A 13,867-nucleotide genomic window follows, 5' to 3' on the forward strand; every position below is an offset into this window, starting at 1 on the left:
CCGGATTTTCTATCCTATATAAACCGTCCTCATCTTATCACCCCTTATCCAGCAGCCGATGTATCTTCTCATGGGGGTCCAGAAGCTTTGATATGGACTTGCCGGCATTCACAGAGTTGATGTAGATGGCAATATATTTTGTGATATCCACCTCCCGATACCAGGGCGCATTTCGGATTTCATCCCGGCGGTAAGAAGCATTGGTAATGAATACAGCCTCCAGCGCATTCTTCTTATAGGCCTCGTCAAAGCGCTGAATTCCCTCTGTGAACAGCGCAAAGGTCGCTATTGCAAATACTCTGTTAGCCCCCTGCTTTTTACAGTATTTTGCCACATCCAGCATGGTAGTTCCGGAACAAATCATATCATCTACAATAAATACGTCTTTGTTCTTCACGCTGGGCCCTATATATTTATGTACATCTACCACATAGTTGCCGCCCACCACCTTGGTTCTGGATCTGCGTTTATAGAAAATGCCCATGTCCAGTCCCAGTTCATTGGTATATTTATAATTCCTGGTGGTGGCACCCAAATCCGGAGAAATGAACAGAGAATGCTCCTCCGAGAATTCTATATCGGGATAATGCTTCTTAATCGCCTTGATTACCTGATAAATCGGAAACAGATCGTCAAAGCCGTTATAGGGAACCGCATTGGCCACCCGATTATCATGCACATCAAAAGCGGTGATGTTTCTCACCCCAATGTTCTCCAGCTCCCGCAGGGCCATGGCACAGTCAAGAGATTCCCGGGAAATCCGCCTGTCCTGCCTGCTGGCATATAAAAGGGGTGAAATCACATTGATTCGGAAAGCTTTTCCCCCAATGGCAGATACCGTTCTCTTCAGATTCTGAAAATGCTCGTCCGGCGACATGGGAATTGTCTGACCGTGCATCTGATAAGAGCAGGAATAATTTCCCACATCCACCAGAATATACACATCCGCTCCCCGGACAGTTTCCTCCAGTACCGCCTTTCCGTCGCCTGTGGAAAACCGGACAATCTGGGAATTCACTACATGACATTCCTCTTTGTTGTAAGTTTCTCTCAGATAATATTCAATTTTGCTGGAGAGTTCCTCCGTTCCGCACAGAGGAATCAATACAATAGGAATAGAATGCTTTGCTGCCAATGGACTCATGTTTTCCTCCTTTTGTTATGACCTGATGCCGCGTTTTCATTTACAGTTTATATTATCTCTCTCACTTTTACAAGTCAAATTTGTCAACATTTCATTATTCCTTTCCGTTCTGCACTGACATTCTCTCACATTTCCTTCCTGAACCGGCTCGGCGTCGTTCCAAATTCCTTCCTGAACAGCCTGTTGAAATTTGACAGATTATCAAAGCCGGTCTGCTCTGCAATCTGCAGCACCGTGTCGCTGCTGTTTCGCAGCGCATACGCCGCTTTCTCCAGTCGAAATCTGATGAGATAGCCGGAGAAACCGAACCCCGTGGCCTCCCTGAACCACCTCATAAAATGGCTTTCACTGTATCCACATTCGTCCGCCATCTCTCTGATGGTCAGCCTCCTGTCATAATCTCTCTTGATTCTGGCCAGCACCGTCTTCAGCTTTTCCACATGCTCTGTTTCTGCGGCTTTGCCTCTCTGTTCAATTCCCTGTTGAAACAATACCGAGAACGCCAGCAGCAGCCTGCCCTTCACCCCCAGCTCATATCCGGCAGGCCGGGATGCACAAAGCCGGTCCGCGGCGTCCAGATAGGCCGAAACTTCTCCGTACAGCGGATTTTTCTTCCCTATGTGGACAGGCAGCTGTATTTTCCCGCTGGCCATGGGCTGCAGGTACTTCTGTGAGCAGATGTCAATATGATTCCCGCCCAGAAAGCTCAAATCGAAAATGATATTTTCATATTCCATCTGTTCCCCCTCGATGCTCTGCAGCCCGTGGATCTGCCCGGGCATTACCAGAAAAATGTCTCCCTGTGCCGCCGTGAACGCATCATAATTCACCTGAACAGTCCCTTTCCCCCGTTTTACATAAATGATTTCCACGCTGTCCTGCCAGTGCAGCGGCACAAAGGTAAAATCCGTCGGAATTGTACAGGGATATACATTAAATGCGAACATTGTATCAGAGTGTTTCTTTGTCTCGTAATATGCCGATTCACTGATTTCAACTTGATTATCTGCTTTCTTCACAGCATTTACCTGCCTCTTCCTCTTCTCACATGATAGGATTGTACTATATTTTGATTGTATTATACAAGAATTATTTCCAGATATATGGTAAAAATAAAAATATATTGTATGCGTTTCATAGGGAAAGGAGATTTCAAAATGGCAGAACTGGAAACCACATTGACAGAATTATGCAAAAAAGATCTGAACATGTGTACTTACGAAGAAATCTATACAGCATTGCTTCATCTGGTAGAAGCTGAAAGCGCAAAACGCGTCGTACCTGTCAGCGGACGTAAGCTTTATTATATTTCCGCAGAATTCTTAATCGGAAAATTACTGAGCAATAACCTGATTAATCTGGGACTTTATGACCAGGTTAAATCCTGTCTGGAAGCTCACGGCAAATCCATGGCCGAGCTTGAGGAGATTGAGCCGGAACCCAGTCTGGGCAACGGAGGTCTGGGCAGACTGGCCGCCTGCTTCCTGGATTCTGTCGCCACTCTGAATCTTCCCGGTGACGGAATAGGCCTGCGATACCATTGTGGTCTGTTTCATCAGAATTTTACCAGTCTTCTGCAGGATGAGACTCCGGATTACTGGCTGGGAAGCCATGACTGGGCGGAGAAAACCGACACCTCCTACACCGTATCCCTGGCCGGAAAGGATTACACTGCCAGGCTCTACCGAATCGCAGTCACCGGATATGAGGGACGTACCAATTATCTGAACCTGTTCGATCTGGACAGCGTTGACAGCTCCTGTATCGAAGAAGGCATCAGCTTTGATAAATCCGACATTGCCCGGAATCTCACCCTGTTCCTCTATCCGGATGACAGCGACGATGCCGGACGTCTTCTGCGCATTTATCAGCAATATCTGATGGTCAGCGCCGGAGCTCAGATGATTCTGGAAGAATGCACGCAACGCGGCAGCAATCTCCATGATCTCTATGATTATGCTGCCGTTCAGATCAACGATACGCACCCTTCCATGGTCATTCCGGAATTAATCCGTCTCCTGTGCGCGAAGGGTATCGCATTTGAAGAAGCGGTGGAAATCGTCACCAAAGTCTGCGCCTACACAAATCATACGATTCTGGCGGAAGCGCTGGAGAAATGGCCCAGACACTATCTGAACAAAGTCGTACCGCAGCTGATGCCGGTCATCGAAAAGCTGGATGCCCTGGTCCGCTCGAAGACAGCAGACAAGTCCACCGCCATCATTGATGACAATGACCTTGTGCATATGGCTCACATGGACATCCACTTCACCCACAGCACCAACGGCGTGGCGGCCCTGCACACAGAAATTTTAAAAGGCAGTGAGCTGAACCATTTTTACAGGCTCTATCCGGAAAAATTTAATAATAAAACCAACGGAATCACATTCCGCAGATGGCTTCTGAAATGTAATCCGGAGCTTACCGCTTTTATCGAAAGCCTCATAGGACCGGGCTTCAAAAAAGACGCTTCCGACCTGGAGAAGCTGGCGGCCTTCACAGAAGACGAAAACGTACTGCGCCGTCTGGCTGCCATCAAGCAGGACAACAAAAAAGCGCTGGCCCATTGGCTGAAAAGCACACAGAATATCACTGTCAACCCCGACAGTCTCTTTGCCATTCAGTCCAAGAGACTGCATGAATACAAGCGTCAGCAGCTGAATCTTTTATACCTGATTCACCAGTATTTTGAAATCAAGGCAGGACATCTGCCCGGCACACCGCTGACCGCCGTTTTTGGCGCCAAAGCTGCCCCTGCCTACACCATCGCAAAGGATATTATCCATGCGCTGCTGGTTCTGTCGGCAGTTATCGCTGATGACCCGGAGGTGTCAAAGTGGCTGCAGATTGTCTTCATTGAGAATTACAATGTCACTGCCGCCGAGAAAATGATTCCAGCCTGTGACCTCTCAGAGCAGATCAGCCTTGCTTCCAAAGAGGCCTCCGGCACAGGTAATATGAAGTTCATGCTGAACGGCGCACTGACACTTGGCACCATGGACGGCGCCAATGTGGAAATCGCCGAGGCCGTAGGCCAGGAGAATATCTATATCTTCGGGGAGAGCAGCGCCCAGGTTATCCGCAGGTATCGTCACGGCGACTATTGCGCCCGGGAGTGGTATGATATTGATTCCAATATCCGCAGGGCAGTGAATTTCCTCACCGGCAGCGAAATGCTGGCCCGTGGCAGCCGGGACCATCTGGGGCGTCTCCAGAATGAGCTGATTCAGAAGGATTGGTTCCAGACTCTGCCCGACTTTAATGCCTACCTTGTCCGCAAGAGTCAGGCGCTGGCCGACTATGCGCTAAACCCTCTGGACTGGACCAGGAGAGCTCTGGTCAATATCAGCAAGGCCGGCTTCTTCTCTTCAGACCGCACCATTGCGGAATATAACAATGATATCTGGCATCTGGGTATCTAAAACGTACAGCAAATCGGCGCGCCTTCTGCAGACGCGCCGATTTGTCATAACTGTCACAGCAGCATTCTGTCTTGACTTTTCCTGAAAAATGGATAATACTAGCACTGTAAAGGTACGTATCGAATCCCAAAATATCAGACAGGCAGGAAAGACAAATGAACCGAATCTCTTACGTCGGATATGACGCCGCTCATCCGGTAGATTTCAGATATGATATTCCGGAAGGTTTTCATAATTATTTACTGGTACTCACCACTACACCTGCTCTTTTCCGTGTCAGCGGCGTCACCTCAGAATACCCGGCCCATACGGCTATCCTGTATCCTCCGTATCACGCCATCTGGTACGGCGCTGCCGGGAAACAATACGGAAATCACTGGATTCGTTTCTCTTCTGACGAATCCTTTGTCACAAAATTTCCCCAGTACGCCGTGCCTTTTTCCGTTTCAGACCCGGAGTATTGTCGCAGCCTCTTTCAGCTTCTGACCTGGGAGGCCTCCCAGATGGTCACCCCGCTCAGAGGCAGCGCCGATTCCGACACGGATTCTCCTGTCAGGAAGAAAAATCCCAGCTGGCTTCATCCTGTTTCTTCCGAAACAAATCTCATCATTTCCCAGCTGCTCAGAATTCTTTTTTATAAATTGCATGATGACCTGATGAATACAGAGGGCTCCTTCCATGATCACGAGCTGCTGGCACTGCGCCGCAAAATCTCCGCGGCGCCGCAGCTGCCCTGGAATACCTCCGATATGGCCAAAGAGCTGCACATCAGCGTAGGTCATCTGCAGCTTATCTATAAGCAGAAATTCGGCATTTCCTGTATGGATGACGTAATCAGCTTCCGTCTGTTCCGGGCGAGAGACCTGCTGACCTACACCACACACAGTGTTGCAGAAATAGCAGCCCAATGCGGCTATAACAACACGGAACATTTCTGCCGTCAGTTCCGCAAAAATACAGGACTTACCCCGGGGCAATATCGAAAGCGCAGTTCCTGATCTGCGCGATATCCCCCCGACAGGTAAGTCCCCATTGCCTGATGCGGCTGTCGCCCTGTATAAATGTTCTATGAATTGTTCACGGAAATCACCATAGGCTTCATTCCCGTCAATTCCTCCGTCCTCGCATCCGGCTGCCCAAAGCCCACATATAATTTGTAAGCGCCTCCGGGACGGAATCTCTCTCCATTTTCGTCCACTACAGTAAACGCCCGTGCGTCAATGGGCAATTCTGCCGTTACAGTTTCCTCTGCCTTTACAGTAATCCGCTTAAAAGCACACAACTGCGGATTGGGAACAGCAAACGTGGAATCCTCGGCTTTAATGTATACCTGCACAATCTCATCCGTATCACATATTCCCTCATTTTTCACGGTTACTGTCACAATGCCGTTCCTGAAAGCTGCGTCCTTCAGCACTGTCTTCCCATAATTCAGTCCAAATCCAAAGGGATACTGGGCTTTGCGTTCCATATAACGGTAGGTTCTCCCCTTCATGGAATAATCTGTGAACTCCGGAAGCTCTTCCAGCGTCTCATAAAAAGTCACCGGAAGCTTTCCGAACGCAGACATTTCACCGAACAGCATTTTGGCTGCCGCCTTTCCGCCCTGAGCACCGGGATACCACAGCTGAACCACGGCATTAAAATGTTCGCTGGCATAACCCATATCGATATCGCTTCCCGCACACATGCAGAGAATCACCGGTTTCCCACATTCCGCCATAGCCTCCATCAGAGCAAGCTGTGAATCCGGAAGCTTCAGAGATATCTTATCCCCTGAGGCATACTGATTGCTTCTGTCGCCTTCTTCTCCTTCCAGACTTTCATCCAGCCCCAGACACAGGATAACCACATCGCTGTGTTCCGCCACAATCCTGGCCTCGGATATCCTGTCGTGGCGATGACTTAATCCTTCTGTCTTCTCTCCGGCCAGTTTAGCACCGACAGAATAAAGAATCCGGATGTCTTCTCCCACATATTGACGTATTCCGTCCAGAATTGTAATATACTCTGTGGCTGTTCCGTAATAATTTCCGATTAAAGCAGTCCGGCTGTCCGCATTGGGGCCAACCACTCCTATGGTGTGCAGTCCCTCTCTCCGCAGCGGAAGAATACCATCATTTTTCAGAAGGACAAAGCTTTCTGCCGCAGCCTTTTCCGCCAGTGTCAGATGCTCTCTGCACTCCACCTTCTCATAGGGAATATTGTCGTACTCTGTCTCTTCGAATAATCCCAGCAAGTATCTGGTAGTGAACAGTCTCACAGCCGCCTCTGTGATGGCCTCTTCTGTGACAAGCCCTTTCTCGTACGCACTCATCATATGAATATAAGTATTTCCGCAGTTCACATCGCATCCGGCATTCAATGCCATGGCCGCAGACTCTTCCGCAGTATCAGTTACCCTATGATGCGTATGGAAATCTCTGATCGCCCAGCAGTCTGACACAAAATGTCCCTGGAACTCCCATTTCCCCCGCAGAATATCCTGAATCAGCGTTTTGCTGCCGCAGCAGGGCTCGCCGTTGGTACGGTTGTAGGCTCCCATCACGGCTTCTACCTCCGCCTCCTTCACCAGCGCTTCAAATGCCGGCAGATAGGTCTCTTCCATATCCTTTGCCGTGGCCCGGGCGTCGAATTCATGTCTCAGTCCCTCCGGTCCCGAATGTACGGCAAAATGCTTGGCACAGGCAGCCGCCTTCATCACAGGTCCGTCTCCCTGAAGGCTCTTCACGAATCTCACACCCAGTCTGGAAGTAAGATAAGGGTCCTCCCCGTATGTCTCATGTCCCCTTCCCCACCTGGGATCCCGGAAAATATTTACATTTGGCGCCCAGAAGGTCAGTCCCTTATAGATATCCCTGTCTCCCTGTCCGGAATAGGCATTGTATTTTGCCCGTCCTTCCTCTGCAATCACTTCCGCAATATCAGACACCAGGTCTTCATCAAATGCCGCTCCCATGCCGATGGCCTGGGGAAATACTGTGGCCTGCCCGGCCCTTGCCACTCCATGAAGCGCCTCGTTCCACCAATTATAGGCCGGTATCCCCAGCCGTTCGATGGCCGGGGCATCATACCGCAGCTGGGACGCCTTTTCTTCCAGCGTCATTTTTGAGACCAGCTCTCTCGCTTTTTTTCCTGCTTCTGCTCTGTCCATCCTCTTTTCCTCCTGAACCTTTCCTTTTCCTGTACTTGTAAATCCAATTCCCCCAACAGCCCAATAGCCGCCTTTCCCATATAACTTTCCATATGATAAGAAAGGAACCGCCCCAGGCGGTTCCTCCCCCACACAGCATTCTGCGCTTGTCTGCATTAATAGCCAAGTTTGGATTTATTATTCTGGAAAATCTCATTTACCCTGTTTATATAATTCTGTACACCCAGGCCTTCCAGTTCCGCCTTGTACTCATCCCACTGTGTCTCGATATCAGCCTGACCCACAATGAATTTCTGGATCCAGGTCTTGGTGGCATCACCCAGCGGTGTGGAAATCAGATTCAGCTCTTCGCTCTCTTCCTCGCTCGGCATATAAGGAGGATCAATAGGACGCTCGTTCCTGTATTCAAAGATTCTGTTGTTGAAATCTCTCTCTCCTTCGCTCATCTTGGAAGTCTTCAGCCAGCTGGAACCGCCGTAAGCAAATACACCACCGGCAAAACCATAGTCCACATTCAGCTTCTTCTCCGCACCGGGATTCAGGCCATTGTAAGTGATGCCGGGATCCAGCTTCACAGTGTCGCCTTCCATGGTATAGGTTTCACCCTCTACTCCCCACAGAGACAGCATCTGGCCTTCCGGAGAGTACCACAGCCAGTCTACAAAGCGAAGCATCTTGATGAACTCTTCTTCACCCAGCTCATCCAGCGCCTTCTGGGCAATCATGATACCATTTTCCAGCTTGGAATTCTCCATCTGAGGGAATCCGGCAGGTCCTCCGGGTGTAAGTGCCATGTACAGCTCCGCCTCCGGGAAGTTAGCCGTCACATTAGGCGTATAATCGGACAGCTGCTGATAGTTCGCAGTCATTGCAAAAGACTCACCGTTGAAGAATTTAGCCCTTGCAGTGTCATCATCCTGAGAGAAGGATTCCGGATCCAGGATACCTTCTTTTACCATTTTGTTCAGGAAAGTCAGATATTCTTTCATGTTATCCGTGGTATCCGGATAATAGAACTCCAGCTTGTCATGATCAAATTTCAAAGTGCCAAATCCCCAGCCTGCAGCGACGCCATAGGAAGCAGCGACGATATTCAGCAGACAGTCACCCTTGGAATAATCAGAAATCACATAATCACATCCGGTATACTCTTTTACCTTCTTGCATGCCTCATAGAAATCTTCATAGGTCCAGGTCTTCTCCAGCTCTGTCACATCCACACCTGCGGCATCCCATACATCCTTCCGGATCATGAAAGCGTAACCGCCGCCTGCTGCCTCCCAGATACCGGGAAGCTTATAATACTTGCCGTCAGCCTGAAGCTGTACCTTCAGATACTGATCAATTCCCCAGTCCTTTACGCACTTCTGGTAATTGGGCATATACTGTACCCACTCGGAAATGGCTACTACCTGACCGCCGTTTACATACTGTCCCTCGCTGTAAGTCTTCGGGATAATGTAAGGAGAGTCACCTGAGTTAACCAGCACGGACTTCTTGTCCTCGTAGTCTGTTCTGGCGATGATGGTCAGGTCAAAGGTTACATTGGTCTTCTCCTCAATGGCAGACCAGAGTCTCCAGTTTTCCTGATAAGGATAATTCTCATGATCGGAATACATCATGGAATAAACCACCGGTTCATTGGAATGGAAGGTTACACCTTCGCCATAAGTATAGTCCAGTTCCCCCTCACTTTCGGAATCTGCCACATCTGTCTTGATCAGTTCCTCAGAACCGCCGGATGAGGCATCCGAATTCTCAGCGCCGCTGTTCTCAGGTGCGGAAGAGTTTCCTCCTTCGTCGCCGCAGGCTGCCATGGATAGAACCATTGCACCGGCCAGCATCAAAGCCAACACTTTTTTCGCTTTCATAAATTTCCTCCTTTAAATTTATTTAGTTCTATGGGCAGAGCATTCTCCTCTGCCTCCTGAACACATTGTAAAAAGTTCTGCGCACAGTTTCAGCACACATTAACCCTTAACGGAACCGATCATCATACCCTGTACAAAATATTTCTGCACGAAAGGATAGACACAGATAATGGGCGCCGCTGTCAGCACCATACAGCAGGAGCGGACGTTTGCGGCAATCTGGCTGGCCTCCTCGCTGGCCACACCGATTTCCTGGGTACCGGTTGCGCCCATGATAATCTGACGCAGGTACAGTGCCACAGGCCATTTGCTCTTCGTATCCAGATACAGGAACGGACCCCACCAGTTATTCCAGATTCCCACGATATAGAACAGGAACATGGAAGCCAGAACCGGTTTGGACAGAGGAATGATGATTTTGGCAAAAATTCCATAGGCATTCATTCCATCGATGGAAGCCGCCTCCTCCAGCTCTCCCGGAAGCCCCGCGAAGAAGGACTTCATAATCAGCACATTGTAGGTACTGATTGCCCCGGGGATAATGATGGCCCACAAAGTGTCACGCATATGCAGGGCCTGTGCGATCAGTACGTAAGAAGGAATCATACCGCCTGCAAAGAACATGGTAAACACTACAAAAGGTGTGAAAAACTTATTTAACACCAGCCGCTGTTTGGACAAAGGATACGCCAGTATGGCAGAACCAAACAGGGAAATCAGTGTTCCCAGCACTGCATACACAATTGTATTCTTATAATAGATGAAGAAATCCGGTTTGCTCAGAATGACCTCATAGGTCTTCGTCGTAAACTCCACCGGATAAAAGCTGACCTCTCCGGCATAAATCGCTCTCTCCGAGCTGAAGGACTGTGCCACCAGATAGATAAATGGGTACAGGGTGAAGAACACCACTCCAAGCATAATCAGGGTATTGGCTACGATAAAAATTTTATATCCTGTAGACTTTCTTACTTTTACTCCGCTCATTGAGCTGGCTGATTCTTTCTTAGCCATCTTTTTTACCTCCTGTTTTCAGTTCCGCATCCGCCGGCTGCCCCTGACATTTGAGGAGACTTTCCGAACAGATACTGTTTTCCAATTCCACATCTGCTACCACAGACTTGCCTCGGTCACTTTTCGGGAGACCAGGTTGGCGGTTACAACCAGAATCAGACCTACCACGCCTTCAAAGAGACCCACCGCCGTGGCATAGCTGAAATTACCGCCGCTGATACCCATTCTGTATACCAGTGTGGAAATAACATCTGCTGTTTCATAGGTAGAAGGTAAATATAACAGGATAATCTTCTCAAAATTGGAACCCATGATTCCGCCGATATCCAGAATCAGCAGAGTCACAATCGTGGGCATAATGCCGGGAATCGTTACGTGGATTGCCTGCTTGAAACGATTGGCGCCGTCCACTTTGGCTGCTTCGTACAGCTCCATATTGATACCCGTCATTGCCGCAAGGTACAGGATAGTTCCCCAGCCCAGTCCCTGCCAGATACCGGAGATGATATAAATGGGAGGGAACCAGGAAGCTTCCTGGATAAAGGAAATCTTCTCCCCGCCCAGGGATTCGATCATGGTGTTGATAGGGCCTGTCAGCGATACCACTTCCTTGATCATACCGGCTATGATAACCATGGAAATAAAGTGAGGCAGATAGGAAACGGTCTGCACGAACTTCTTCCATTTCAGATTTCTGATTTCATTCAGTAAAAGCGCAAATGTCAAAGTAATCGGAAAACGGAAGATCAGATAGGTAATGCTCAGCGTCAGTGTATTGCGGAACGCATTCCAGAAGGAAGGATCCTTCAGGAACTGTTTGAAATATCTGAAACCCACCCACTTTTGACCAAAAATGTTCGGTCCGCCGGAATACTTACGGAAAGCAATCACATTGCCGAACATCGGTATGTACTTGAAAATGATGTAATACAACACTGGAATAATCAGAAACGAATACAGCATCCATTCCTTTTTCAAATGCTTTCCCAGATTCACCTTTCCCAGATGGTTTTTTTGTTGTTTTTGCTTTGCCATTTCATCACCGCTTTCTTTTTATTTTTAGTAAATCTCTCTTCCCTGTTCGTCCCCGATTCCCGTCTTCCGGAAGAAATAGGAATTGATCTGATCACGCCATTCCGCCGCATGCCATACCTGATGTTCCAATCTCTCCAGCGCACGTCTGTAAATTCTCTCAGGCACCTTGCCTTCCAGAGACTGCCACAGTTCTTTCATCTTCTCCGCATCTGCAACACCTTCGAAATGGGTGTCATAAATATGCTGCAGAACCGTTTTGCCGGAACGCAGTCTGTAGGTATATGGCACATGATGGAAAAACAGCTTCAATTCATCAGGGCAGCTGTCCAGGTCATTGTACAGAGAAGCATTGGGCTCGTTATACTGCATCGCATAGCCGGTTCCTCTGTCGCTTCTGTCCACACCCAGTCCTTCGTGATCCGCCCGGTGATAGGTTCCCCATCTGGAGTATTCATACCCATCCACACTGGGCCCGTAATGAAAGTTGGGGTTCACCATCCAGCCAATCCCCAGAGGTGCATTGTACTTTTCGTATGCCGGCCAGGACATCATCAGAATTTTCAGGATTTTTTCTCTTACCTCACTGTCGTCGCCAAAGGTACAGACAATCCATTCTTCCGCGATTTCTTCCGCTGTCAGATCCGTCTGAAAGCTCAGCCTTCCGAATCCATACAGGTTTGCCGCCGCCATGTCATGTCCCGTCCAGTTGACATCATCTCCTGTATTGGCCACTGCCGCCATACCGCACAGCTTATTCCCCCAGGTCCTTCCGCTGACAATATCCGCCACGGTGTCTTCTGTCTCACTGCAATATGTCCGAAACGCCAGAATCTCTCTGAACATGGGAATCAGATAGCACACATGCCGCTGCTGTCCCGTGTACTCCTGCGCAATCTGTACTTCCAGAATCTGATTGGTCTCCTTCATGCCCCCGAACAGCGGATGTACCGGCTCCCGAACCTGGAAATCCATGGGGCCGTTCTTCACCTGCAGTATCACATTGTCAAGGAATCTGCCGTCCAGTGAAGCAAAGTTATCGTATCCGCTCCGAGCTCTGTCGGTCTTATAATCCCGCCAGTCCTGCTGACAGTTGTACACAAAACAGCGCCAGATAATGATTCCCCCGTAGGGCTTCACAGCTTCCGCCAGCATATTCGCACCGTCCGCGTGATCCCGCCCATATGTAAACGGTCCGGGGCGCCCCTCCGAGTCCGCTTTCACCAGAAAGCCCCCCAGATTCGGAATCCGGGTAAATACTTCCCCCATTTTTTCCTTCCACCATTCGCGGACCTCTTCGTCCAGCGGATCGGCGGTGTCAAAGTCACCCAGTTCCATAGGCGCCGCAAAATTCAGACTCAAGAAGAGACGGATTCCGTAATCTGCGAAAATCTTCGCCATTTCCGCCACTTTGGATGCATAGGGTTCTTCGATAAGCCGGGTGGCATTCCCCCTGACGTTCACATTATTGATTACCACCCCATTGATTCCCACCGAAGCCGCCAGTCTGGCATAAGCCACAGTCCTCTCATTAATCAGGACTTCCTGATCACGGAAGAAAAAGGATTTCCCCGAATATCCCCGCTCAATGCTTCCGTCCATATTGTCCCAGTGGTTCAGTATCCTGAGCGGATTGGATGGATTCTCCCTGAGCTCCGCTCCCCTCAGGGTACGCCCTGTCTGCAGATATCGAATGCACGCAAAGCTTCCGTACAAAATTCCCCTGACTCCGCCGGCTGCAATCACCACAAGACCGTCCCTCTCACTGATGTGGTATCCTTCTTCGGAAAGTGCCTCTTCCGGGTCTGTTTTCAGCCAGATACCCGTCGCACCCGGTTCCGGCATTCCCCTCTTCCGCTCTGTTTTCACATCCAGAATTTCCGCTGCCGCTCTTTCGATTTCCAGGAACGCCGTGTTCATCACCGGTTCCTCGAATTCTCCATATACAGCCGCAAAATATTGTCTGTTCGTGTCATCCGTGCGCTTTCTGTAAGAAAGCCATGCCTGTTCAAAATCCATTTCTTTCTCACCTCCCTGACTTTCTCCACATAAAGCCAAAGCTTTATTGGGTATTTTGTATATTAATTTTTTAAACTTAATTCAAATTATAAGCGTATTGTATACTTTTTTCCTATCAATTAATGCTGTGCTGTGCTCACATATTGCTACTTTTTATTTTCCTGTTTCACATTTTTTATATTTATGTTTACTTTTTCTTTTTATCTGGTGT

At 49.0% G+C, this 13,867-nt stretch carries 9 protein-coding genes; 2 read left to right on the forward strand and 7 right to left on the reverse strand.

Annotated elements, in window-relative coordinates; all coding sequences use genetic code 11:
- Positions 1-37: 37 nt before the first annotated feature.
- Together prs and NSB25_RS02565 are read right to left on the reverse strand one after the other, a co-directional pair.
- On the reverse strand, positions 38-1,144 hold the full coding sequence (prs, locus tag NSB25_RS02560) for a ribose-phosphate diphosphokinase (protein WP_103237848.1): 1,107 nt from the start codon (positions 1,142-1,144) through the stop codon (positions 38-40).
- 125 nt (positions 1,145-1,269) lie between these two features.
- Complete coding sequence (locus NSB25_RS02565; protein ID WP_242982263.1) at positions 1,270-2,163, reverse strand: AraC family transcriptional regulator; 894 nt, start codon at positions 2,161-2,163, stop codon at positions 1,270-1,272.
- Between the two features lie 138 nt (positions 2,164-2,301).
- Here NSB25_RS02565 and NSB25_RS02570 point away from each other — a divergent pair, with 138 nt between their 5' ends.
- Positions 2,302-4,566, forward strand: a complete 2,265-nt coding sequence (locus tag NSB25_RS02570; protein ID WP_103237847.1) for a glycogen/starch/alpha-glucan phosphorylase — start codon at positions 2,302-2,304, stop codon at positions 4,564-4,566.
- 155 nt (positions 4,567-4,721) lie between these two features.
- The gene (locus tag NSB25_RS02575; protein ID WP_103237846.1) at positions 4,722-5,564 is read left to right on the forward strand and encodes an AraC family transcriptional regulator; all 843 of its coding nucleotides are present in this window, start codon (positions 4,722-4,724) and stop codon (positions 5,562-5,564) included.
- Positions 5,565-5,632: 68 nt separating this feature from the next.
- Here the strand turns inward: NSB25_RS02575 and NSB25_RS02580 are convergent, their stop codons facing one another.
- The 5 genes from NSB25_RS02580 to NSB25_RS02600 all read right to left on the reverse strand — a co-directional run bounded on the left by NSB25_RS02580 (position 5,633) and on the right by NSB25_RS02600 (position 13,656).
- A complete protein-coding gene (locus NSB25_RS02580) occupies positions 5,633-7,720 on the reverse strand; it encodes a glycoside hydrolase family 3 C-terminal domain-containing protein (RefSeq protein ID WP_103237998.1) in 2,088 nt (695 codons plus the stop codon).
- Positions 7,721-7,875: 155 nt separating this feature from the next.
- Positions 7,876-9,591, reverse strand: coding sequence for a type 2 periplasmic-binding domain-containing protein (locus tag NSB25_RS02585; RefSeq protein ID WP_103237845.1), 1,716 nt, complete (start codon positions 9,589-9,591; stop codon positions 7,876-7,878).
- Positions 9,592-9,690: 99 nt separating this feature from the next.
- Positions 9,691-10,605, reverse strand: a complete 915-nt coding sequence (locus NSB25_RS02590; protein ID WP_242982262.1) for a carbohydrate ABC transporter permease — start codon at positions 10,603-10,605, stop codon at positions 9,691-9,693.
- 96 nt (positions 10,606-10,701) lie between these two features.
- On the reverse strand, positions 10,702-11,640 hold the full coding sequence (locus NSB25_RS02595) for an ABC transporter permease (RefSeq protein ID WP_103237844.1): 939 nt from the start codon (positions 11,638-11,640) through the stop codon (positions 10,702-10,704).
- A 24-nt stretch (positions 11,641-11,664) separates the two neighbouring features.
- Positions 11,665-13,656 (reverse strand): alpha-glucuronidase, encoded by a 1,992-nt coding sequence (locus tag NSB25_RS02600; protein WP_103237843.1) that lies wholly within the window; start codon positions 13,654-13,656, stop codon positions 11,665-11,667.
- Positions 13,657-13,867 lie beyond the last annotated feature (211 nt).

The organism is Acetatifactor muris, from assembly GCF_024623325.1.
GTDB lineage: Bacteria > Bacillota > Clostridia > Lachnospirales > Lachnospiraceae > Acetatifactor > Acetatifactor muris.